Source organism: Pseudanabaena sp. lw0831, from assembly GCF_016584665.1.
Lineage (GTDB): Bacteria > Cyanobacteriota > Cyanobacteriia > Pseudanabaenales > Pseudanabaenaceae > Pseudanabaena.
This window is the reverse complement of the sequence record NZ_BBJB01000006.1, coordinates 37515-59612: the sequence shown is the minus strand read 5'-3', so window position 1 is coordinate 59612 and position 22098 is coordinate 37515. Positions and strand designations below refer to the sequence as shown.

The window sequence follows — 22098 nt, the reverse complement described above, 5'->3', positions numbered from 1 at the left end:
TTATTGCTTAACGCTGCTCTTTGAATTGAATAACCACACGACGATTAAACGCATTATCCTTTGCCGTAATTTCTTTACGCAGAGGTTGCAACCACGATAAAGCTTCAAACGTGACTTTATAATTACCATCCAAGCCGCGATCGCGCAGTAATCTCACCACCTCATTTGCTCTTGCTTGTGAGAGGTCAAGATTATAGTCATAGTCTCCCATCCTGTCGGTATGACCAATGACTTGAATGATTCCTCGTCTTCCTTGAATTTTTGTCCAGAAATCCTCAATTTTGGTTTCTTCACCAGATATAAGTTGCGATTCATCAGATGGGAAAAAAACTACTATTTCTACGTCTGGATTCGTAATTGGCAAAATTGATTTATTAATGCTGCGATCGCTAGTTTTATTCTGGTTTGAAGAATTTGGATCGTTTGTAAGCGCAATTTTGCGATCGGATTTCGCAACATTGTTGGAATTATTTAAATCACCAGCACCAGCATTTTTAGGAGGATTATCCTTATTCGTTTTTGCCGAGGTGTTGATAGAACTATAGCCCTGATCGTTAGTCTGAGAGACAGCAGAGGATTGCGCACCCACTTTTGACTTGGGAACAATACCATACTTTACTAGAGTAGCGAGCGCCATATCTCCAGTTAGTTTTTGAGGATTAGCGATCGCAACTATGTTGGATTTATTTCCAGATTGCTTGTCAGCAATATCATTCAACTTATGATTAGTTTCCTTGTTGGGTGATGGATTGGCTACTGGATTTGTTGGTTTTTGCGAATTCTGGGGATTCGATTTAGTTGAACTATCTGGTAAGTTCTTATTGGCTTTATTCGTAGAATCTGTCTTCGACTCAAGTACGGATTCTTTGATCGCTTCAGGCACTGCCTGATTTTGTAATTTATTATTATCCGATCGCTGGATTAAAATGCCAAAGGCGATCGCCGTCCCGATAAAAGCCGCACCAATCAACAAAGCCGCTAATATTTTCCAGAGGCTGCTTGGCTGGTTCATCTGATTGCTATCGATTTCCCGATCTAGCTGATCATCTACTAGGGCAACAGCCTGATCGCTTTCCTGCGGCTGAGTCTCAAAATCGAATAGTTTTTTCTTTGCTAAAGGGGCGATCGCCATAGCAGTACCTAAAATCACAGCTTGACGAATGCGTTGATTACCCACTTCTAGCTCAAACCATTGAGAATCATCGCGCATTAAAAAATCAACTTTGGCGGGTAACCCATTGGTATAGGATTTGACGCAATTTCCTTGATCGTCGTAAATGGAGCCGCTATCAGCAATAACTTGATGTTCATTGACCACTTCTGCAAAAATTTGCGAGAGACTAGTCATTTCATTAGCTATTTTGTAATCCCAAATATCAATATCTAAGCCAGTCTCAAAATCATCTAGCTCCTGCAACTGATAGCGATCGACATCATTACCAATCCCAATCAAAACCAATTTCAAATAGTTTCGTTTCCCGACCGCAATCTCTAATGCTAGCTCCTTGGTATAGCTCTTGACCTGATCTAAGTCATCAATCCTGCCATCGGTCAAGAATATATAAATCCCCTGTGGTGCTTGGCTATATTGGTCTACGAAATAGGCGATCGCTGGTAATAGCTTGGTTGTCTTACCAAGTTGGAAAGTGGCGGGACCAGCGATCTCTAACTGCTGACAACTAGCATGATCAAATTCACCCAATACTTGAATCTCATCGCCACTACCACAACCCCAATAAATTAACGAAGTCTTCCCAGTGCCATCTAAACTGCCAGCCAGATAAGCTGTAAAATCTTGAACTAATGGCTGCAAGACGTTTGCAGTATAGTTAATCTCATAGCCTCGCTCTTGGATTTCTGCAAAGGCACCACGTTCAATCTTCCGAATCGGTTCTCCGTCCTCTAAATAAGAACGCAATCGACCTTGCTTAATATAATCAACCAACAGTTCAGGATCGACCCTTGCCTCAACCTTGCGCCCATAGGATCGTTTCATTGAGGCGCTAGCATCTAGGGCAAGCCCAGTCCGCCAACCCTCGGCAAATTTTCCCTGTGGCTCCATTGAGATCGAGAATTCCACTCGACATTCAGCTATTCCCGAATTTATCCCTGACATATTCCGCCAAACATTCACCTCGCCAAACTCTGCTGCCACTAGATTGGCTGGCATTTGGAAGCTTTTTGATTCAAGTCTTACTTCGTTCTTGCCTTCATTTTTAATTTTATTTTTAATTTCACCATTGTCTGCACGTTCTAATTCAATAGGTTCGGAATTATTCTCATGTAGCATGGCATTCTATTTCTCTTGTTTTTTAATTGCTAATTTATCTAAAACCAAATAATAATTATCAAATCTTGCTTTGCAAGATTTGATAATTATTATTTAGTTCTTAATTATTTACACGAAGTCTATAACGTCTTTCCATTGTTCAGACTCCGTAATCAGAGGAGCCTCTAACTCTGGAGGCAAAGCTTCCGTAATGTCTTGAGTAACATTGCCGCCAGAAAACTCTAGGGTAAAAGCCGTTGAACCCGCAGGCAACTTGAAACGCATCAGGGCAGGGACACCGAAGTTATACTCTTCACAAACCGTTCCCGACTGATTGAGAATGCGTCCATAATGCGTCACAATCGTTTCCGCTGACACAAATTCTTTAAAAATCTGTTCGAGAATCTGGATATCATCAGCAACTTGATAATCCCATAGGTCAATCTCACGACCTGCGGCATCTTTTACAAAGCTGCCTTCAAACATATTGTCTAGTTCTTCTAGTTGTTTTTCATCAATCTCTTTGCCAACGCCGATTAGCAAAAGTTTGATAAATGGTTTGGTTTGATCGGCAATCTCTAGAGCATATTTAAAGCAATATTCCTTCACATCTTCGAGATCTTCGATAATGCCATCGGTGATGATTAGACAAATTGCCGCAGGTTGCTTGACCCCGATCGCAGGTGCGTCTTTATATTTATTAATGAAATATCGTAAAGTCGGTAATAGTTTCGTCCCTGTTCCCCAAGGAATTTTGGGACCTTTGATCGCAATTTGCTCGATCTCTTCACCGCTAAAGCTGCCCAAGTCTTCGATCAGTTCACCTGCTGCGCCACAAGCCCAATTGATCAAGTCAACTTTACCAGTAGCTGCAAAATTGGCGAGATACTTGACCATCACCCTTGTTACTGGCTCGACGACATTGTGAGTAACAGCGGCACTGGCAAAAAAGCTACTGACGACACCACTGATGCCATACATTTTTTTCATCGAGGCAGAACCGTCTAAGGCTAAGCCAACTCTTGCGCCTTCAATGTCTGGAACCATCAGAATAGTTGCAACGATGTCAATATCTCCATTGTTTTGGGGATAAACATTGACTTCACCAAAGGGCTGAACGACACTTTTTAACTGCATACTCGGACTCTCTGATATTTCACATCAAAATATTAACGTATATGGCTTTAACTAGTGGCGATTTAACTAAAAACCGAAAGTATTAGGCTCAATAGGTGTTTCGGGGAGGTAAGGAAAGAAGAGAGTGCCGCAAAGCACGACGATTAAGCCTTCCTTTGCGCTCTTTTTTTAACTTCTTCGGGTTTGTTTGAGATGAAGATGCGATCGCCTATTTTTACCAGTTATGCGTTATCCTAGACAAGCTGTTAAAAAAACACACGCTTGAGGTTTCGGGTGTTTAGAGTTACTCGTAACTACTAGATTCCATCTCAGGCGCAAGGATAAACCCGAACAATAGGAGAAAAATTAAATGGGAGTCGTAACCCTAGCCCAGTTGCTAGAGTCTGGAGTTCACTTCGGGCATCAAACCCGTCGTTGGAACCCCAAGATGGAGCCATACATCTTTACTGAGCGTAATGGCGTTCACATCATTGACTTAGTTCAAACTGCTCAATATCTCGAAGAAGCTTATGTTTATTTGCGTCAAGCATCTGAACAAGGCAAGAAAGTATTGTTTGTGGGTACAAAGCGTCAAGCTGCTGGTCTAATTGCTCAAGAAGCAGCCCGTTGTGGTAGCTACTACATCAACCAACGCTGGTTGGGTGGAATGCTCACCAACTGGACAACCATCAAAACTCGTGTCGATCGCCTCAAGGATCTCGAACGTCGCGACGAAAGCGGTGCACTCGATCGCCTTCCTAAGAAAGAAGCATCGACTCTACGCCGTGAAATGGAAAAGCTACGCAAGTACCTTGGCGGCATCAAGCTTATGCGTAAGCCACCCGACATCGTGATCGTGGTTGACCACAAGCGTGAGTACAACGCTGTCCAAGAATGCCAAAAGTTGAAGATTCCCATTGTGTCTTTGCTTGACACCAACTGCGATCCCGATAGCGTTGATATTGGGATTCCCGCAAATGATGACGCAATTCGCTCGATCAAGTTGATCGTTGGCAAACTTGCAGATGCAATCTACGAAGGTCGTCATGGCGACATCGAAGACATCGAGTATGAAGTATCTGCTGAAGATGCTGAAGCTTATGTTGAAGATGAAGCGATCATTACTGGGGATGAAGAAGAAGCTGCTGCTTAATGCTTCTTTACAGTGCAAAGCTCTGTAAACACATAAAAAAAGGATGCGCGTCGCGCATCCTTTTTTTATGAAATTTTGCCTAATAAGACCGATCGCTTTGCACCTGTGACACTAGGTAAATTGCCCGCACGTTCTTTGAGACGCAAATATCCCAACACGGCAAAGGCGATCGCCTCTTTACTATCACCACTCATCCCAAAGTCATCGGTGCGCTTAACGATCGCGGGAGCTAATAAATCCTGTAAGCGCTCCATCAAATAACCGTTGCGCCCACCGCCGCCACCAATCAAAACTTCATCGGGAAATACAGGCAGAAAATCACGATAACTTTTAGCGATCGCCCTAACTGTAAATTCGGTAAGCGTAGCCAAAATATCGTAATTACTCAAATCTTGACATTCGACTAAACGCGCTTCTAAATAGTCGGGACTAAATAGCTCGCGACCTGTAGATTTCGGTGGTGCAATTACAAAAAATTCTTGCTCTAACCATTTATTGATTAAATCTAAATCTGGCTTACCTTGTCGAGCGATCGCACCAGCACGATCGAAAGGCTCACCAAATAATTTTTGAGTTGCCATATCCATCAATACATTGCCAGTACCATTATCAAAACCAAAAACTTGATCTTGATTCTCCATTGAGTTGGGAGGCAAATAAGTTAGGTTACTGATCCCGCCAATATTTTGGCAGACGCGATATTTAGTAGGATCTGAAAGCAGCAAAACATCTAACATCGATACGAGTGGAGCGCCCTGACCTCCAGCCTCAATATCGGCAACCCGAAAATCGCTGACAGTCTTGATCCCCGTCAATTCAGCAATTACTGCACCCCGCCCAAGCTGCACCGTGTAGCCCATTTGCTCCCCAACAGGAGGACGATGAAATACAGTTTGACCGTGAGAACCAATCAAGTCGGGCTGCCGATCGCCCTTTTCCATAATGGCGATCGCAGCTTGAGCAAAACTCTCGGCAATGCGATCGTCAAGTTCACATATTTGCTGTAGCGATCGCGTTTCCCCTGCACAAACCGCTAATATTTCAGCTCTGAGATCGGCGGGGTATGCGTAAGTATGCCCTGAGATTAAATTGGTTGCGAGATAGTTGTTGCGATCGCTAATTTCCACTAAGGCTGCATCAATGCCATCGACCGATGTCCCACTCATCAATCCGATCGCTAATATTTTGTTATTTGGTGCATTAATCATGAATTTTAACTAAAAAGATAATTGTGATCGCCTTTATTGATTTACTAAGCCTGTTTCCGATTGAGCATCTCAATCATCAGCCTGATACTTTCAGCTTGAGTCTGAGCAACAATGGCTTGCTGTCTGGTGATTTCTTTGATTTCTAGTAATTCGGTGTGAAGAGATTCGCTTTGAGCTTGTGATTTAATGGCTTGCTGTTTAATAATCTCCTTTATTTCAACAAGTTCGGCATGGAGAGTTTCACGCTGCTCCCTTGCCTCCTCTCTGACGCTGTTTATCTCAGCTTTGACTGTTGGCAGTTCGAGGTAAAAAGCCTCTATGAGCCTACCTATTTGTTCGCCTTGCTGGTCTATCTTGTCAGCTATCCGATCTACTTTGTCGGCAAATCGGTCTAATCGTTCATCTGTCCATCTTTCAGTCATTGTTTTACTATCTTATTTATTTTCATTTTAACTCTCTGCGATCGCCAAAATAGCCTTATCTTAAGGTGATTTGTTTGAGGAGAGTGTATAGACTTCGTGAAGATAATTGCATAGGTTATAGCTGTTTTTGAGCAATATACTCGCTAAATGCGATGTATTCACCACTTTTATACTCTTCACGTACCTTTTGCATTTCTGATGCTGTCTTATCGTTTTCTATCCAGTCATTTTCTTCTACTTGTGCGATCGCCTCATCCAGAATTAGCAAGAGTTGATGTTTTTCTTTTAAGCTCAGAGCATTGATTGACTCAATAGCAGAGTGTAATGCTTGGGTCATAATTTACACCTTATAGATTTTAAACTTGTTAACTATTTTACTGGTCTGCAAAGAGATCGCAAATTTCCACTAGAGCTGCATCGATGCCATCGACCGATGTACCACTCACTCATCTCCCCAATTACTAATATTTTGTCCGCTATTTGGTTTGCCAATTCTACAGATAAGTATGATGTATGTTGATGAATCTATTATCGGATAATAATGTTTATTTTCTTAGATATTGATGGAGTGCTTGTTCCAGAAAAAAAGTTTGACAAGCCTGTTTCACAGGAAGAATATATGAAATTCGACACCTATTGCCTGAATGAATTTGAAAATGTTCTTCGGAGCTTTGAGCAGGCAAAAGTGGTGATTAGTTCTTCATGGCGCGAAATTTTTCCATTTGAGGTGATTCCGCCATTATTTTCGCTAGATATCAGGGCGCGTATAGTTGGGGCAACCCCTCTTTTAGAAGCTAAGATTATCCATAATTTCCAGTTTCTCCGTCATCAGGAAGTTATAGAATATCTCTGCCAAAATCAAGCAGAAGATTCTCATTGGGTAGCAGTTGATGATATTCCCGAACACTATGCTCCAGACTCACCAGTTGTCGCAACTGACCCTTATATCGGATTTGATCAAAATGCAGCTAAGCAACTTGTCCAGTATTTAGGCTCATTTAGGAAATAAAAAAGGGCGCAAAGCGCCCTTTTTTATATTCAAGTAAATTTTACTTCATCCACTCGGTGTGGAAAAACTCGCCTCTGGGCTTGTCGGTGCGCTCATAGGTATGAGCACCGAAGTAATCGCGCTGAGCCTGTGTCAAGTTTTGAGGCAAGCGATCGCGTCGGTAGCTATCGAAATAATCGAGAGATGCACTAAACGCGGGGATCGGAATACCCAACTGTGCCGCAGCCATGACGACCTTACGCCAAGCAGCTTCTTTGGTCAGAATAGTTTGCGTAAAGTCAGGATCAACTAACAAATTAGGCAATTGAGGATTGCGCTGAAAAGCTAGCTTGATCTTGTCAAGGAAAGCAGCACGGATGATGCAGCCACCTTTCCAAATACGCGCAATTTCGCCAAGATTTAAGTCATAGCCAAACTCGCGAGAGGCTGCACCCAAAAGCGCCATACCTTGAGCGTAGGAACAAATTTTGGAGCAGTAAAGGGCATCACGTACCGCATCAATAAATTCTTGGCGATCGCCTTCATATTTACCAGAAGTTGAACTGATTAGAACCTTCGAGGCCGCCACCCGTTGTTCCTTATAAGAAGACATCACCCGCGCAGTCACCGCCGCGATCATCGTGGGGATCGGTACGCCAAGATCAAAGGCACTTTCCACAGTCCATTTGCCTGTTCCCTTTTGACCAGCCGCATCCACAATCTTGTTGACTAATGCATCCCCAGTGAGCTCATCATTTTTTGTGAAAATATCCGCTGTGATATCGATTAGATAAGAATCAAGCTCTGAACTTTTCCATGCGGTAAAGGTTTCATGCAACTCACTCGCACTCAGTCCCAAGCCAGTACTGAGCAAATCGTAAGCCTCAGCAATCAGCTGCATATCGCCATATTCAATGCCGTTATGCACCATTTTTACGTAATGCCCCGCACTGCCCTTGCCAATGTAGGTCACGCAAGCACCATCATCGACTTGAGCAGCGATCTTGGTCACGATTGGCTCAATCTCTGCATAGGCAGACTTTTGACCACCAGGCATCATGCTGGGCCCATTGAGAGCGCCTTCTTCGCCACCACTTACACCCATGCCGATAAATTTAAGATTGATCGCCTCTAGCTCTACGGTGCGGCGTTCGGTATCGCCAAACAGCGAGTTACCGCCATCAATAATGATGTCGCCTTCGTCCAAAAATGGGATTAGCTCTTGAATTACGGCATCAACGGGAGCGCCAGCCTTAACCATAATCAGCATCTTGCGGGGTCGCTCTAGAGATGCGACAAAATCAGCGATCGTGAATGTGCCCTTAAAATTCTTGCCAGCAGCGCGGGTGGCAAGAAACTTATCCGTCTTGTCGCGACTACGGTTATAAACACTCATCGAAAACCCATTACGCTCGATGTTTAGAGCAAGGTTTTCACCCATCACCGCCAAACCAATCAATCCAAAATTTTGCTTGTCAGACGTCATAAAATCCTCACTATCCATGAACGAATATGCTTCATTCCCAAAATACAGACCCAGAATATAGGCAAATTGCCTAACTTACAGTGCTTTACGCTCAACACTAAACCAATAAACTTTTTGAAAGTGTTGCTTTGCAACACTTTCAAAAAGTTTATTGTAGTTCGTTTGATCGAAAACTGCTGTATGCACAAAAGTATCGTAATCGCTGATTTAGTGGGGATCGCAAATCCTTTGTAAATCCTTAATACCATCAGCCACAAAAGTGCTATTTACGTATCATAAAAACAAAAATGAGAGGTGGCGCAAAGTGCCGCCTCTCATTTTTGTTTTTTATGTTCTAGAATGACGATATCTATAGAACAGACAAAGAGGACAGAACAGACTAAGAGGACATTTTGCGCAGTTTTCCCCTACTGTTTACGCGAGATCTCCGTGAAATTCTGTGAAGTTCTTAGTTAAGTATTAACAGGACTGACTGAGAACGGTGTATGCTTGTTCTAGCTAAGATATCTAAATCTAAATCTTAACTAATGCTAGATTTGGTAGTTATTGCTAACCAAAATAAAGCCATAAAGCCAATTAGCAAGGGGATTGGTTAGACTACCTAAATATTTTATTTTTTTGCGGAACTTAGTTTAGGTAGGTTTTAAATATGGGGTTATCTCAGTCTTAACTGAGATAAGTATCAACTAAAATTCTTTCTTATACAAATTGTATAAGATAAATGAATTCGATGTTAATTTTTATCACATATTTTTTCTAGCAATTGCTTAGTAAGGTCTAGTCCGCAATTAGACAGCTTATTTTTCTGGAGGTTCAGATGAGTAAAATCAATAAGTCCAGCCAATCCGATGACTCAAATAGTAAATTACCAAAATCTGTTACACCTAAACCTCCGATTAAAGACTTGCCTAAATTAGAAGTTGTCAAAGTTATCGCTCCCAAGGCTCCAGAGTCTACTCCGTCTGAAGAGCAGGAATCATTACAGCAGAGAGAGGAACCAGTTAAATCTGTGTCATCTGTTCCTAAAATTATCCCTGCTGCAGCAAGGTTAAAACTACCTAACTTAAATCGGGGTGGGAATATTCAAACTGTCACAGATAATCGAGCTGAAGAGTCTCAAGAAAATAAAATCTGTTTGCAGCCAATTCCAGAACCAACAGAGCCATTTCAGTACAGAGCGATCGGCGTAATCAACGGCAAATATATTGCTAATGAAGACAACTTTGCGAAAGGATATATCCTGACGACAGATGGTTCTCAAGTTGATGCCGTATTACTGGGGAAAATTATTTCCATTGTTAAAAAACGCTTAGAAGGCGATCTCGAATATTTGTGGGTAGTCTATCCGCGCACAAATGACAAAGCTGGTAAGTTACATGTACAGATATCTGGCGTGTGGGCTCCTGTTGAGCTTGGAAAGACCGATCTACCAATCGATCCTAATGTTCAAGATGGTTATTTTTCGGTGCGGGGTGAGATCTCAAGTCAGTCGATTGAGGATAACTCTGTAATCGTTAAGGTACGCCGTACTGAGCAAAAGTTTGACAAGCAAAAAGATAAGGTTACCAAAGAGTACACTAAGTTTAAAGTCCGCCTCACGGGGCTGCTGCCAACCGATGCTGTGGGGCAGTTCTGGAGTGTGAATGTCCAACGGCAAGGGGATGTTTTGACAATTATTGATGGTGAATTTATTGGGATTATTCCCTATAAAGGTAAGCGGGGATCTCAATTTAAGGGTCGTCCTAGCGGTGGCAAGTTTGCGCCAAGGAAGTACAACGATCGCCCCTATAGCGATCGCCCATTTAAGCCTTCCTATGCGAGTGATGGAGGCGAGGGTTCTATATATCCACCTCGTCCAAGATTTTCTTCTGAAGATCGTCCACCTGTTCCAAAACCATTAATTAAGCGCAAAGATCCAACTGATAGCTAAAAATATCTAGCAACAGTTATAAAACCAAAACGATGAGAGTCGGCGCGAAGCGCCGACTCTCATCGTTTTGGTTTTATGAAGAATTTCTCGCATTGCGAGAGATTCTTTTACGGTTGCAATACCATGCTCCATTCTTTGTTTTGGCTGTCCCAAAACGGAGCGTCAGTTTCGCCAACAATATTTGGTCCCCAGTAAGTGCGGGAACCATCGGTAGCAAAGGCGAAAATTACATCACCTTTACCGATCGCAATTTTATAATTTGGCAAAGACAGCAAAAATCCTTCTTTGCCGCCCTCATTTGGGGCAAAGTCCCAATTTAGTGGCTCGATCGCTTGCCAAACATTTTGAGAGGTAATACGCGAAAATAAGACAATCCGCACAGAGCGATCTGTACGATTGCCAACCCGAAGGCTACCGATATTTTCGCCATCATTGAGGCTGGGGCGCGTAAAAGTTGCAGGCAACGGCGGAACGATTACCTTAGCCGCTTCCGTATTTTCGGGAATATCACGGACTGGCTGTGGGGCAAAACGTTGCCATAGGGAAACACCTGTCAGGGCAATTAGCATTCCCAGACACATCGAATAAGCATGTTTGACATCAAGAGTTGGTATCACAGCTTAGTTTTTGATGTTTATATTGCTATTTTATGCTTTTTGATTGGTGAGGTCGAAATTATACCCAAATCTCTTAGGATTTATAGCTGTCGTCACAAGAGTTATGAGCGCGCAGCGCTCATAACTCTTGTTTAGTTTTTGCGGGCGATCGCTATTTCTTAAAAATTAAAAAAGACATGCCCCGCATGTCTTTTTTAATTAATCTTTTTCGCGGGCGATCGCTACGCCGTGAGATGTACCGAGGCGAGTTGCACCTGCATCGATTAAAGCGATCGCTTGCTCTCTAGTACGAATCCCCCCTGAAGCTTTAACGCCAACCTTCCCCCGTGAAATTTCCTTGAGAAATTTCACCATTTCAATCGTGGCAGCCCCAGCCCAGCCTGTGCCAGTTTTCAAAAAAGCTACTCCCGCATCCATACAAACCTCGGCAGCGAGTTCCTGCTCATCGGTTGTGAGCAAGCTCAATTCTAAAATAGCCTTGACGGGTTTACCTGACTCCTCACAGATTTGAGCAATGTCCTGATGTAATAAATTAGTTTGACCAGTTTTTAACCAACCAAAATTAATCACGACATCTAATTCCGTTGCACCATTTTCCACAGCTTCCATAGCTTCATAAAGCTTAACGTTTGAGGTGGTCGCGCCGCTGGGAAAACCAATCACTGTGCAAATTTCCACCTTAGTTTTGAGTAGTCGTTCTGTTACGCGCCTGACATTGCAAGGGTAAACGCAGACGCTAGCAAATCCTAAGCGATCGGCTTCTTCGCAAACACGATCTACCTGTTCATCACTGGCGACGGGATCTAATAGGGCGTAATCAATGTATGGAGCAGGGTTGATATCAGTTTGAGGCATAAAACTATACACACTTAGGCAAGCGAGAGGTTACATTGGAGATTAGTGACGATAACTTCTTATAATTACTTATTCACGTCATTTCTCACGACTTATTCTCGACTGATTAAAATTAAGCAAATATAGGCAGATATTAAGTAAATATGCATATTTCTGAATTAGATGAACTGGAAGCTTCGGTTAGCGACTTGCTGACGATGGCAAAGGTAGAGTTAGAGCAAAATCGACTGCAACAACAGCGCGATCGCCAAATCCAAGAAGCAGTAGCTCAAATTGAAGCAAGATTGAAACCGCTACTTGCCAAAGTCGAGCAGATGCTCCAAGAATATAGCCGCGAAGGAACACATCAAGACAGCGAGACTAAGCAAAGGCTAGAAAAAAAGGCTGCCGATATCCGACAGGAAATCGCTGAAGCCCCTACTCTAGCAGCCCAGCTAGCAGATCGCCAATTGATCTTGAGTGAAGAAAGACTACTAGATGAACGAATAACTGAACAAACGGCTCAATGGCGACTGGAATTAAAGGCCGATCTATTGGAGATGATCGAAGAACAACGCGATTTCTTTAGCGCTACCGACGCTTCGATCGCAGTTCGGGGATATGCCAATGACTTAAAAGCGATTGGTGCACTCGAAGAAGTCGTCGAGGCGTTGATCAATCAAATAAATTCCCACAGTGAAGAAGGTCCTGTTGCTCGATTGCGTGGCAGCCACGAACAAACTCTCACCTTTATTTACAACAAAGCTCTCGAAAATCGCTCCCGTGTTGATCGCGCCCCCGATGTCCAACCTACAGCAAGACATCGCAAGTCGGAAAAACGTCCTGCACTATATACCGATCTCAGTGGCAAGGTTTTGGTATTTGGTGGACACGATCGCTTACAAACAGCCGTAAAAAATAGGCTGCGCGATTCGGCAATTAATTTAATGTGGTATACCGAACAAGATGGCTTGCAACTTGCTGCTCAAGGTGAGAGTCAAATTTCAGGTGGCGATCTAATTATTATTGTGACGGGTTATGCAAGCCACTCACTCACCGAAAGAGCGATCGAGGCTTGTCGTCGGGCTAATAAAACCTATGAAATTGTGAATACAACAGGTATGACCAGACTACTCGAAGTAATCGAATCGGGACTAAAAGCAAAACAATTAGCGCGTCACTGGAAACAAAACTAAAGTCATAACCGCGCTTTGCGCGGTTATGACTTAACTAACAATTAAGCTTCAAAATTTATGCCCCAAACATCTCGCAATTCATCGCAGCCGCCTAAAAGATCTAAAAGGTCTAGCTTTTGGAAAGAAACGGCTCAAACTGTAGGATTAAGTGTTGCTCTAGCATTGGGCTTTCGGGTTGCTGTTGCTCAGGCTTATTATTTACCGCCTTCTGGATCGATGGAGCCAACTTTACAAAATTACGATCGCGTCATTGTTGATAAATTGAGCTATCGGTTCCAAACACCACAGCGATTTGACATTGTGGTATTTGAGCCAACTGAAGCAGTAATAAAAGGTTGTGGACTATCAGCCGAAAAGCAAAAAAGTTCGTTGATTAAGCGGGTGATTGGGTTACCAGGCGATCGCGTGGAGATCAAGGAAGGCGTGACTTACATCAATGATCAGCCGATATCAGAACCATATTTAGTCAAAGCACCTGAATACGATTTGCCTTTAACGACAGTGCCTGCTAATTCCTACTTTGCTTTAGGTGACAATCGCAATAATAGTTGTGATGGGCATATTTGGGGTTTTGTGCCAAAGGAAAACATCATTGGCAAAGCTACCCTTCGATTTTGGCCTCTAGCCCATTTTGGCAACATTGATCGGAAAGACTAACTTGATATGGAAAAACAAGCTATAAAAGTGCTCACGGCTGTAGACATCGATCGCATTGTCGAGATGGACTGGGAGGATCGCACCACCTTTGATACGATTTACGACCAATTTGGCATTTCTGAAGTGGATGTGATTAAAATCATGCGTAAGTCAATGAAACGCTCATCTTTCTTGATGTGGCGAGAAAGGGTAAGTGGTCGTAAAACTAAACACGCAAAGACCTCTGAGGCGCAAAGATTTCACTGTAGCCAACAAGATAAATTCAAATTAAAGAGGTAGTCTATCTCAAACAATATTCTAAGTCCTTGTGCAAAATAAATTACCCAAACCCGTAAAGTTACGCCCCTCAGGGGCGTAACTTTACGGGTTTGGGTGTGTAATTAATTATGTGCATATACTTATGAATACTATTCGATGGATGCGTGCAATTCTTTCCAGTATTTTCATTCTAATTGGGTTGATTTTTGGCACATATTTTTATATCAAAGAGCACTCTTTAGTTGCAGTCGAGCCTCAAGGATGTATCGTCAGGATTTCGCCAAAAAACAACATTACGATTCTTCCTTTTGTCGATTTGCAATACCCACAATAGCGATCGCTATTCCACAAAACCTATACCAATTCTCGAAAGTGTAGTCACACTTTCGAGAATTGGTATTACAGCAGTTTGAGGATCAAATGAGCCAATAAATTCTTTAAAAATGTTGCAAAGCAACATTTTTAAAGAATTTATTGGCTTGGGTTCAAGATCGCTGTACAAGGGCACTAGCAATAAAAAGACCATAGATACCTATCTTTAGCAAGATTGTTATTTCAAAATATTCTGTTACATTACTTAATACAAAGTGGTTGCTCGGTAAAAATGAAATGATTTTAAAATTTATTGTTCTTTTACTTAGCGCAAAAGTTTCTCGCAAATATAAAGTAGTCCCACAGAGAAAATAAGAGTCTCAAGGGATTTAAGGCGATAAGAACAGGCTCAAAAGCAGATTAACTTTGCCTTTTTCCATTGTTGACAATTTACTTTATTTGCCTTCCTGCACTCCCGATTTGAATTTGATTGAGCGGCAATAGAAATTTTTGAAAAAGCAATTTTTGCATACCAGATATTATTCTGATTTTTTGCTTTTCTCCTCGGCGATCTCTGATTGTTTAGCTCAACCACAGATTCAGTTTAAACTTGAAATTGCTTCCCTTCATACTTGTACAGCAATTCCCGATCAAACGAACCACAATAATTTTTTTAAAAGTGTTGCTTTGCAACACTTTTAAAAAAATTATTGGTTCGGGTTTGAGCACAAAGCGCTATAAGTTTCAGTCTTTTAATAAAACTCAAGTTGTAACCGTTTAAAACATATAAAAATTTATAGCTACCTGTATTCACTCAATAGACGAGAGACGGCGCTTAGCGCCGTCTCTCGTCTGTTGAGTTTTAAAGTATTGTGACTATAAAAGTCCAGTTGGTAAACCATCTATACTTTGCTGATTGTTTTTTTGCCAATATTCATAGATTCCCTCTTCACCCCTTTTTTCTGCCCATTCTTTTAAGACATGGCGATCGCCTGAAAATTCATAAAAGGGAACCGCAAAGCCACAGGATGTTTGTACAGATTCGACTTTGACACTCACGATTTGGCGAGTACCCGCGATCGCAGGAAATAGTGATATATATTCTTGCCATGCGGTATCTCTGGGGCGAATCGGTTTGCCTTGACCATAGAGACGCAGGATTAGAGGCTTCTCAGTGAAACTACATAGCATGATGGTGACTCTGCCATTTTCTAGCAAATGAGCAGCCGTTTCGTTGCCGCTTCCTGTGAGGTCGAGATAGGCGATTTCGGATTCGTTGACTACTCGTAAAGCATCCATTCCTTTTGGCGACAGATTCACGCGCCCATCATTAGGAGCACTTGCCACAAAGAAAATATGCTGAGCTTCGATGAATGTCTGTAGCTCGGTCGTCAGGCGATCGTAAAATTTAGCCATCCCTTTAACTATCCAATCCTCTTGTATTTCTATAATTGGTAACAATAAATTTTCATAACATCAAACCCATATTTTTTGTAAGAGCCATGCGAAGCATGGCTCTTACAAAAAATATAGTGGTTTGCTTGTTTGCAATTTTCTGCCGCCAATTTGGTTCGTGAGTATTTTCAATAACTCATCGTTAAGCATTGTATAGCCTTGGCTATTGAGATGCAGAATATCACGGCTATAGATTGGGCGAACCTTGCCACGCTCATCTGCTAAGAGTGTTGCTGCGTCTAGAATAATAACTCGATCGCTCTTGAGGGATTTGATAAATTGATTAATCTCAATAATTGCGCGATCGGCTTCCTCTGACCAATTAGCTCGTAACGATTGAGATAACTCGCTAGTCGGGAAAATCGTAGTGAGAATGACGGTTGCTTTTAGTTCTTGGGTTAATCTATCAACAATTTTTTGAATATTTTGTTTGCAGTTATTGATTACATTCCGCGATTCATTGGGAAAAGCTGCAAAATCTCTCAGGTCGTTCACACCGACTTGGACAACCACGATTTGGGGAGACAACGACGCAACATGAGTAGATAATCTTCCTAATACTTGGTCAGTAGTTTGTCCATTAATGCCGCGATTGATAAATTCAAAGGGGATATTGGCGATCGCTGGCCAAGCCACTGCACGGGAGTCCCCAAAAAACACGACTAAAGGTTTGCTTAGATCGCGGTTTGACAGATTGGGATTGGTAGGATAAGTTTTCAATTCGTAGGGATCTAAGCCTAGAGATTCAGTGATGACATGTTGTTGAGAGCGATTGTCCAGCAACCAAAAATTTAGACCCAAATATCCACAGATCAAAATAACAATGGCTGTTATGGCAAAGTAAATTTTGTTCATATAAAGCTACCAAAAGAAAAGGCGGCGCATTGCGCCGCCTTTTCTTTCTATTTAGAGATTAGAAATGTTTTTCGACAAATTGGCGAATGCGATCGCATCCTTCGCGAATTGTTCCTAAATCAGTGGCATAGGAGAGCCGAATACAATCGTCTAGACCAAAAGCAATCCCTGGAATTACAGCAACTTTCTGATCCTCTAGCAATTTGTCACAAAATTCTAGAGAAGGAATTCCAAAGGCTTTGATGCTAGGGAATAGATAGAATGCACCGTCGGGTTTAGGACAAGTAAATCCTTTGATGGAAGTTAACAGGTCATACATTACATCGCGGCGTTCGGCAAAAGCTTTACGCATTGTTTCTACGCAATCTTGCGAATCATTTAGCGCTGTAACCGCACCATATTGAGCAAAGGTGCAAATATTCGAGGTGCTATGTCCTTGAATCAGCGTAGCCGCCTTGATGATTTCGGGTGCGCCAGCCAAATAGCCAACCCGCCAACCTGTCATCGAGTAAGCCTTGGCAAAACCGCTACTGATCAAAGTGCGATCGTACATCGACTGACTCACTGCCGCGATACTGAGATGGGTTGCCCCATCATAGAGAATCTTTTCGTAAATCTCATCGGAGACGATATAAACATGGGGATGTCGGTCTAGGACTTCGGCTAGAGCCTTAATTTCCGCAGGCGAGTACACCATACCCGTGGGATTAGAAGGCGAATTGAGAACAAATAGCTTGGTTTTTGGTGTTATGGCCGCTTCTAATTGTTCAGGAGTGATTTTGTAGCCAGTTTCTTCAGTTGTAATCACAAATACTGGTGTCGCCTCAGCAAGCTTTGCCATTTCGGGATAGCTCACCCAAAACGGCACAGGAATAATTACTTCATCCCCCTCGTCAAGGATTGCCATCATCAGGTTATATAGCGAGTGCTTACCACCATTGGTGACGATGATTTGTTCGGGCTTGTAGGTTACGTTATTGTCGCGCAGGAGCTTAGCAGCGATCGCTTGCTTGAGTTCGGGTATACCTGCGGCGGCAGTATAGCGAGTCTTGCCTTGATCGAGTGCGAGTTTGGCAGCAGCCTTGATATGGTCGGGTGTATCAAAGTCTGGTTCGCCAGCACTAAAGCTACAAATATCAATTCCACTAGCCTTCATCGCCTTAGCTTTTGCGTCGATCGCTAGAGTTAAGGAAGGCTGAATATTACGAAGTCTTTTTGCCAGTTGCATTTTTTCTGGAGGAGCGGAGGCAGCATTACGGGATTAGGTAAGCATTGTATCAAAGCATACTTGCTAGAGTTTGCTAGATTTTTAACAATTTACGATTTAAACCCCAAAAGTAGTGGCGGCGCGAAGCGCCGCCACTACTTTTGAAAATACGCAAAGCCTCATTGATAAGCACGGATCATTGCTTGTGTACCTTGCTCTGCACCTTGTCCGTCATCAAGTTGACTCACTTTTTGGAAATTTTTCATGGCGAGAGCGATCGCAGGTAGATCTACAGGAAAATCTAAATTTTGGCGATCGCTAATTTCCTGCACAAGCCTTAAGTCCTTAAGCATGTGTTTAATTGCAAAACCAGCCTGATAATCGCCCGTTGCAACTTTCATTCCAAGATTTGTTAAAGCCCAAGATCCCGCTGCCCCACTACCACAAACATCGACTATTAATCGCGGATCGAGCCCCATTTGCTCGGCAAACTGCATGGTTTCACAAAGAGCCAGCATATAGACTGACACTAGAGTTTGATTGCAGAGCTTTACGGCTTGACCGCTACCGATCGCCCCGCAATGTTTAATATTGCTGCCCATCGCCTCAAATAGGTATAAACACTCCTGTAAATCTTCGGGATTACCGCCAACCATAAAAGTTAATGTGCCATTGCGTGCACCCACATCACCACCCGAAACTGGCGCATCCAAGAAGCGTAAACCGTCATGCATTAAGGCATTGCCAATCTTCTTCGCAGCATCACTGCCGATCGTGCTGGTATCGATAAATAAGGTATTGGCTCTAGCAAAGTGCATCGCCCCACGCGCACCAATGAGTACCTCGGTGACATCAGGGACATCGCCTAGGCAAGAGAACACCACTTCAGCTTCACTGACTGCATCTTCTAAGGAATTAGCTAATGTACCGCCTACACTGGTAAATGTCGCGATCGTGGGGCGATCTTTAGTGCGATTCCAACCTAGTACTGAATATCCCCGTTTGACTAAGTTGGCAGCCATTGCCCCACCCATTACGCCTAAACCAAGAAATGCAATCTTTTGAGTCATATTTGCAATTTATCAAAACTTTATCAGCTTAATAAATTTACTATAGCGATCGCCATGATGCTTACTCCCAAAACAAAAGGTAGTGCAAAGCACTACCTTTTGTTTTGGATTAATTAATCTTCTCATACCCAGATGGACAATCTGGCAATGGTTTGAGAATGAATTTGGGAGGACTCTGACGAGTAGCTGTCAGGCTTTCACAGAGTATGGTTGTGGTGTAGGGTTCTGGATCATTAGGAGTTTTGGCAAGATAGACCAATCCTGTATAAGATTTCAATCCGTCACTCTTAGCGATCGCAATATTCTGAACTGCCTTAGTGCTGTCTAAAACAATGATTTGATACTTGTAGTTTGCAGTTTCAGATGGGATGCCTACCTGTAGTGTTTCAAGGTTGCCTGCAAAGTAATTTTTTTCCAGAAAGAAAGCTTGTTGTGCGCGATTCATGGAACCAACATAAGTTTTCGCTTCGCTCTGTCTTGCTGAACTTACACCAGATTGAAGGGGAATAATCTCAAGGTCTTTAGGCAAACTAGTGTCATTAGAAATGCGATTAAGAAATAGCGCATTGGGCAGGAAAAAGCCTCCAGAAAAAGGGCTGGAATACTGGAATACGGCTGGAATAACTAGTTGCTGCAATATCAGTTGACCTTTTTGGCTAAAGTCAAGGATGGTTCTGGAGGCAAAACCACCTTGCAAAACATCTAAATATATCTGTCCATTATTCGTATTAACTTGATATTCCAATGCAAGTGCTGACTTCTGGCTTGTGCTGACTATATATAACTTGCCATCAGCCGTAAAGATAAAGTTCAATGATTCAGTATTACTGACAGAAGGCGCTAGTTGCCATTGCCCCGTTAGCCGCTCAATCAACTGTTTTGTTTCCACAGATACGGGAGTGTTTTCGGCAGCGATCGCATCAGGAATATGATGCTTAGAAGTTGCAGAATATCCAATGTTTATGGAAATTGCGATCGCTAAGGAAGCAAAAACTTTAGTAACGTAATTTAGCTTGGACATAGTCTTTTACTGGTAATTTTTTAGTTGATTAGTGGTCTAAATCCATGTTTGATCGAGACTTCACCAATTTTGTCCATATTCTCAATGCTGATTTGATTCCGTCCCCAAGAGAAGCTAGTATGCCAACCTTCAAACTCTAAAAGCATCGCTTCCGCAAAACAGGCAAAAAGCTGACGAGCAGGAGCAGTCATATTCACGATCTTCATAATCTTCCAGTCAATATCGAGACTATGCTCAACGATGCCGCCATCAATCACATGAATTCCTTCTTCTTGCACCAGCGTAGACATATTTTTAGGATAGCCACCATCGATGAGAATGCAAGGACGCTTGAGAGTAGCTGGATCGATCGCCATGCCCTTCGCCATACTCGCCACCCACACGATAATGTCCGATTGCGGCAGAGCATCCTCCATATCCATGACCTTACCGCGTCCAAGTTGGGCTTGCAATTCTTGTAAGCGTTCCCGATTCCGTGCAACTAGCAATAATTCTTTGATGTTGGTACGTGTATCTAGCCAACGACAAACTGCACTGCCAATGTCCCCCGTTGCGCCACAGACAGTCACGGTAGCTCTGGCTAAGTCAACACCAAATTTACGACTTGCCTCTTCGATCTGACGACAAATAATGTAAGCGGTGTGGGTGTTGCCCGTTGTGAAGCGATCAAATTCTAGTTGAATATTTCGCACACTCGACATCTGACTGAGATTAAAGTTCTCAAAAATAATCGATGAAAATCCACCCAAAGCAGTAATATCAACATCATTTTTTTGAGCAAGCGCCATCGCGTTGAGGATCTTGCGAATGGCGGTTTTAATTTTACTACCTGCTAACATTTCAGGTAAAAAACAGGATTCCACATATAGCCCTTCGATCTGCTGACCTGTGGCACTCGTAACTTTGATGCGATCGACGATTTGGGGCGGGGCGCTACACCAAAATTCCAAACCTTGATCGGCGTATTCGGGATAGCCTAATTCCCTTGCTACAGACTGAGCGTGTTCAAGACTTGTCAAATGCCCTATAAGACCAAACATCGATTGCAGTTACCAGTTTTTTTATTAGCTACTAGCTATTAGCTATTAGCTGTTAGCTTTTTTATTTAGAATTTTTAGAAATAATTATTTCTTTTTTGAGAATTGAAAGATGATTAGCTGTTGGCAATTAGCTATAAGCTAACAGCTAACAGCTAATTGCTACTAAGCAGCGACCAAACCCATTGCTGACATTCTCATGATGTCGCGGGTGTTGAAGCCGATTTTGCCGAGGCTTTCGCCATATTGAATCATGAAGTCTTCAACCAAAGCTTCTTTTTCCATGCCAAGAACTTTGGCATCGGCTTCGACTTGGTTGAGCATTTTCCAGACGATAGGCAAGTTTTGACGATTTGCTTGCTCTAGGGTTGCCTTGGAGTCATCAAAATGATTTTGCAACCATTCTTCACCAAAGTTGAGATGCAAGTATTCGTCTTTGACCACGCCTTCGGTGATCTTGCGCGCAAAAGGATCAGCGACGGGAATATAGATGTTGTAGGCGGCGATCGCAAAGCACTCAATGATGAGTGATTGGATCAACAGACAAGTGACGATATCCCCTGTTGCGAATGCTTTTTGAAAATTGCCATGCAGTTGCGCAAAGAATTTTTCGGCAAAATCCATGTCAGGTGTGACCTTGAGGTTCTTACCACAGGCGATAAAACCTTTTTTGTGGCGATCCTCCATCTTGGCAAGTCTGGTAAAATCTTCAGTAAATTCGGGCATTAGTTCTCCTAATTGGAGATAGTTGCTGTACGCCTCAGCTTCGCCCTCAATGACGATCGCATTGATTCGACTGTAGGCATCGCGATAGTTTTCTGTTTGATAGTCAATCGCTACAGCTTCGAGTGTTTGCCCCATGTTTTGCCTCTTAAAATATCCCTGCTCAATAAAAGTTAATCTCTTGCTATTTTATGCTAAGTGGACTATGCAATAAAATTAAAACCCAGAAAGCTACGGTGAAGCTTCGCTCCGACATACTTTATCTAAGTTTTAGTTTTTTACAC

Annotated in this window: 22 protein-coding genes; 7 read left to right on the top strand and 15 right to left on the bottom strand. The window is 42.6% G+C overall.

All coding sequences use genetic code 11. The features are described from left to right. Window positions 1-7: 7 nt before the first annotated feature. Window positions 8-2290 carry an OmpA family protein gene (locus tag APA_RS01645; protein WP_201320585.1) on the bottom strand — a complete coding sequence of 761 codons (2283 nt, stop codon included), beginning with the start codon at window positions 2288-2290 and terminating at the stop codon, window positions 8-10. A gap of 108 nt (window positions 2291-2398) precedes the next feature. Next, window positions 2399-3406: a VWA domain-containing protein gene (locus tag APA_RS01640; protein ID WP_201320584.1), complete on the bottom strand. Its 1008-nt coding sequence runs from the start codon at window positions 3404-3406 to the stop codon at window positions 2399-2401. Window positions 3407-3755: 349 nt separating this feature from the next. Between APA_RS01640 and rpsB the strand changes: the two genes are divergently transcribed. Continuing rightward, window positions 3756-4538, top strand: coding sequence for a 30S ribosomal protein S2 (gene rpsB, locus APA_RS01635; protein ID WP_201320583.1), 783 nt, complete (start codon window positions 3756-3758; stop codon window positions 4536-4538). 65 nt (window positions 4539-4603) lie between these two features. Here rpsB and APA_RS01630 read toward each other — a convergent pair whose 3' ends face one another. From APA_RS01630 to APA_RS01620, 3 genes are all read right to left on the bottom strand, one after another. Beyond that, window positions 4604-5722 (bottom strand): anhydro-N-acetylmuramic acid kinase, encoded by a 1119-nt coding sequence (locus tag APA_RS01630; RefSeq protein WP_201320608.1) that lies wholly within the window; start codon window positions 5720-5722, stop codon window positions 4604-4606. 68 nt (window positions 5723-5790) lie between these two features. After that, window positions 5791-6168, bottom strand: coding sequence for a hypothetical protein (locus APA_RS01625; protein WP_201320582.1), 378 nt, complete (start codon window positions 6166-6168; stop codon window positions 5791-5793). A 115-nt stretch (window positions 6169-6283) separates the two neighbouring features. Continuing rightward, window positions 6284-6505 carry a hypothetical protein gene (locus APA_RS01620; protein ID WP_201320581.1) on the bottom strand — a complete coding sequence of 74 codons (222 nt, stop codon included), beginning with the start codon at window positions 6503-6505 and terminating at the stop codon, window positions 6284-6286. Between the two features lie 204 nt (window positions 6506-6709). On the opposite strand from APA_RS01620, the gene APA_RS01615 reads away from it, so the two are divergent. Beyond that, entirely contained in the window at window positions 6710-7177 is a 468-nt protein-coding gene (locus APA_RS01615) for an HAD domain-containing protein (protein WP_201320580.1), read from the top strand. A gap of 40 nt (window positions 7178-7217) precedes the next feature. Here the strand turns inward: APA_RS01615 and gnd are convergent, their stop codons facing one another. Further along, window positions 7218-8642 carry a decarboxylating NADP(+)-dependent phosphogluconate dehydrogenase gene (gnd, locus tag APA_RS01610; protein WP_201320579.1) on the bottom strand — a complete coding sequence of 475 codons (1425 nt, stop codon included), beginning with the start codon at window positions 8640-8642 and terminating at the stop codon, window positions 7218-7220. An 817-nt stretch (window positions 8643-9459) separates the two neighbouring features. Between gnd and APA_RS01605 the strand changes: the two genes are divergently transcribed. After that, window positions 9460-10572 carry a hypothetical protein gene (locus APA_RS01605; protein ID WP_201320578.1) on the top strand — a complete coding sequence of 371 codons (1113 nt, stop codon included), beginning with the start codon at window positions 9460-9462 and terminating at the stop codon, window positions 10570-10572. A 107-nt stretch (window positions 10573-10679) separates the two neighbouring features. On the opposite strand, the gene APA_RS01600 is transcribed toward APA_RS01605, so the two are convergent. Together APA_RS01600 and deoC are read right to left on the bottom strand one after the other, a co-directional pair. Further along, window positions 10680-11189 carry a hypothetical protein gene (locus tag APA_RS01600; protein ID WP_201320577.1) on the bottom strand — a complete coding sequence of 170 codons (510 nt, stop codon included), beginning with the start codon at window positions 11187-11189 and terminating at the stop codon, window positions 10680-10682. Window positions 11190-11387: 198 nt separating this feature from the next. Further along, the gene (gene deoC, locus APA_RS01595; protein ID WP_201320576.1) at window positions 11388-12044 is read right to left on the bottom strand and encodes a deoxyribose-phosphate aldolase; all 657 of its coding nucleotides are present in this window, start codon (window positions 12042-12044) and stop codon (window positions 11388-11390) included. A 143-nt stretch (window positions 12045-12187) separates the two neighbouring features. Between deoC and APA_RS01590 the strand changes: the two genes are divergently transcribed. The 4 genes from APA_RS01590 to APA_RS01575 all read left to right on the top strand — a co-directional run bounded on the left by APA_RS01590 (window position 12188) and on the right by APA_RS01575 (window position 14468). After that, a complete protein-coding gene (locus tag APA_RS01590; RefSeq protein WP_201320575.1) occupies window positions 12188-13219 on the top strand; it encodes a DUF2325 domain-containing protein in 1032 nt (343 codons plus the stop codon). A gap of 57 nt (window positions 13220-13276) precedes the next feature. After that, a complete protein-coding gene (lepB, locus tag APA_RS01585) occupies window positions 13277-13876 on the top strand; it encodes a signal peptidase I (RefSeq protein ID WP_201320574.1) in 600 nt (199 codons plus the stop codon). A 6-nt stretch (window positions 13877-13882) separates the two neighbouring features. Next, the gene (locus APA_RS01580; RefSeq protein WP_201320573.1) at window positions 13883-14155 is read left to right on the top strand and encodes a TIGR03643 family protein; all 273 of its coding nucleotides are present in this window, start codon (window positions 13883-13885) and stop codon (window positions 14153-14155) included. A gap of 121 nt (window positions 14156-14276) precedes the next feature. Next, window positions 14277-14468, top strand: coding sequence for a hypothetical protein (locus tag APA_RS01575; RefSeq protein ID WP_201320572.1), 192 nt, complete (start codon window positions 14277-14279; stop codon window positions 14466-14468). An 854-nt stretch (window positions 14469-15322) separates the two neighbouring features. Here APA_RS01575 and APA_RS01570 read toward each other — a convergent pair. The 7 genes from APA_RS01570 to APA_RS01540 all read right to left on the bottom strand — a co-directional run bounded on the left by APA_RS01570 (window position 15323) and on the right by APA_RS01540 (window position 21952). Beyond that, complete coding sequence (locus tag APA_RS01570) at window positions 15323-15862, bottom strand: pyridoxamine 5'-phosphate oxidase family protein (protein WP_201320571.1); 540 nt, start codon at window positions 15860-15862, stop codon at window positions 15323-15325. A gap of 102 nt (window positions 15863-15964) precedes the next feature. Beyond that, on the bottom strand, window positions 15965-16756 hold the full coding sequence (locus APA_RS01565) for a GDSL-type esterase/lipase family protein (protein WP_201320570.1): 792 nt from the start codon (window positions 16754-16756) through the stop codon (window positions 15965-15967). Window positions 16757-16814: 58 nt separating this feature from the next. Next, window positions 16815-17984, bottom strand: a complete 1170-nt coding sequence (locus tag APA_RS01560; RefSeq protein WP_201320569.1) for a pyridoxal phosphate-dependent aminotransferase — start codon at window positions 17982-17984, stop codon at window positions 16815-16817. Between the two features lie 158 nt (window positions 17985-18142). Continuing rightward, entirely contained in the window at window positions 18143-19033 is an 891-nt protein-coding gene (locus tag APA_RS01555; RefSeq protein WP_201320568.1) for an NAD(P)-dependent oxidoreductase, read from the bottom strand. A gap of 109 nt (window positions 19034-19142) precedes the next feature. Further along, window positions 19143-20054, bottom strand: coding sequence for a type IV pilin-like G/H family protein (locus APA_RS01550; RefSeq protein ID WP_201320567.1), 912 nt, complete (start codon window positions 20052-20054; stop codon window positions 19143-19145). Window positions 20055-20074: 20 nt separating this feature from the next. After that, window positions 20075-21094: a long-chain acyl-[acyl-carrier-protein] reductase gene (locus APA_RS01545; protein ID WP_201320566.1), complete on the bottom strand. Its 1020-nt coding sequence runs from the start codon at window positions 21092-21094 to the stop codon at window positions 20075-20077. Between the two features lie 162 nt (window positions 21095-21256). Next, on the bottom strand, window positions 21257-21952 hold the full coding sequence (locus APA_RS01540; RefSeq protein WP_201320565.1) for an aldehyde oxygenase (deformylating): 696 nt from the start codon (window positions 21950-21952) through the stop codon (window positions 21257-21259). Window positions 21953-22098 lie beyond the last annotated feature (146 nt).

Bases quoted from the DNA above. Each gene is read 5' to 3' on its own strand.
- APA_RS01645 (WP_201320585.1), bottom strand. From the start codon at position 2,290: ATGCTACATGAGAATAATTCCGAACCTATTGAATTAGAACGTGCAGAC.
- APA_RS01615 (WP_201320580.1), top strand. From the start codon at position 6,710: ATGTTTATTTTCTTAGATATTGATGGAGTGCTTGTTCCAGAAAAAAAG.
- APA_RS01555 (WP_201320568.1), bottom strand. From the start codon at position 19,033: ATGACTCAAAAGATTGCATTTCTTGGTTTAGGCGTAATGGGTGGGGCA.
- lepB (WP_201320574.1), top strand. From the start codon at position 13,277: ATGCCCCAAACATCTCGCAATTCATCGCAGCCGCCTAAAAGATCTAAA.
- APA_RS01570 (WP_201320571.1), bottom strand. From the start codon at position 15,862: ATGGCTAAATTTTACGATCGCCTGACGACCGAGCTACAGACATTCATC.
- APA_RS01560 (WP_201320569.1), bottom strand. From the start codon at position 17,984: ATGCAACTGGCAAAAAGACTTCGTAATATTCAGCCTTCCTTAACTCTA.
- deoC (WP_201320576.1), bottom strand. From the start codon at position 12,044: ATGCCTCAAACTGATATCAACCCTGCTCCATACATTGATTACGCCCTA.
- APA_RS01545 (WP_201320566.1), bottom strand. From the start codon at position 21,094: ATGTTTGGTCTTATAGGGCATTTGACAAGTCTTGAACACGCTCAGTCT.
- APA_RS01580 (WP_201320573.1), top strand. From the start codon at position 13,883: ATGGAAAAACAAGCTATAAAAGTGCTCACGGCTGTAGACATCGATCGC.
- APA_RS01625 (WP_201320582.1), bottom strand. From the start codon at position 6,168: ATGACTGAAAGATGGACAGATGAACGATTAGACCGATTTGCCGACAAA.
- APA_RS01575 (WP_201320572.1), top strand. From the start codon at position 14,277: ATGAATACTATTCGATGGATGCGTGCAATTCTTTCCAGTATTTTCATT.
- APA_RS01550 (WP_201320567.1), bottom strand. From the start codon at position 20,054: ATGTCCAAGCTAAATTACGTTACTAAAGTTTTTGCTTCCTTAGCGATC.
- APA_RS01640 (WP_201320584.1), bottom strand. From the start codon at position 3,406: ATGCAGTTAAAAAGTGTCGTTCAGCCCTTTGGTGAAGTCAATGTTTAT.
- APA_RS01540 (WP_201320565.1), bottom strand. From the start codon at position 21,952: ATGGGGCAAACACTCGAAGCTGTAGCGATTGACTATCAAACAGAAAAC.
- gnd (WP_201320579.1), bottom strand. From the start codon at position 8,642: ATGACGTCTGACAAGCAAAATTTTGGATTGATTGGTTTGGCGGTGATG.
- APA_RS01620 (WP_201320581.1), bottom strand. From the start codon at position 6,505: ATGACCCAAGCATTACACTCTGCTATTGAGTCAATCAATGCTCTGAGC.
- rpsB (WP_201320583.1), top strand. From the start codon at position 3,756: ATGGGAGTCGTAACCCTAGCCCAGTTGCTAGAGTCTGGAGTTCACTTC.
- APA_RS01565 (WP_201320570.1), bottom strand. From the start codon at position 16,756: ATGAACAAAATTTACTTTGCCATAACAGCCATTGTTATTTTGATCTGT.
- APA_RS01605 (WP_201320578.1), top strand. From the start codon at position 9,460: ATGAGTAAAATCAATAAGTCCAGCCAATCCGATGACTCAAATAGTAAA.
- APA_RS01590 (WP_201320575.1), top strand. From the start codon at position 12,188: ATGCATATTTCTGAATTAGATGAACTGGAAGCTTCGGTTAGCGACTTG.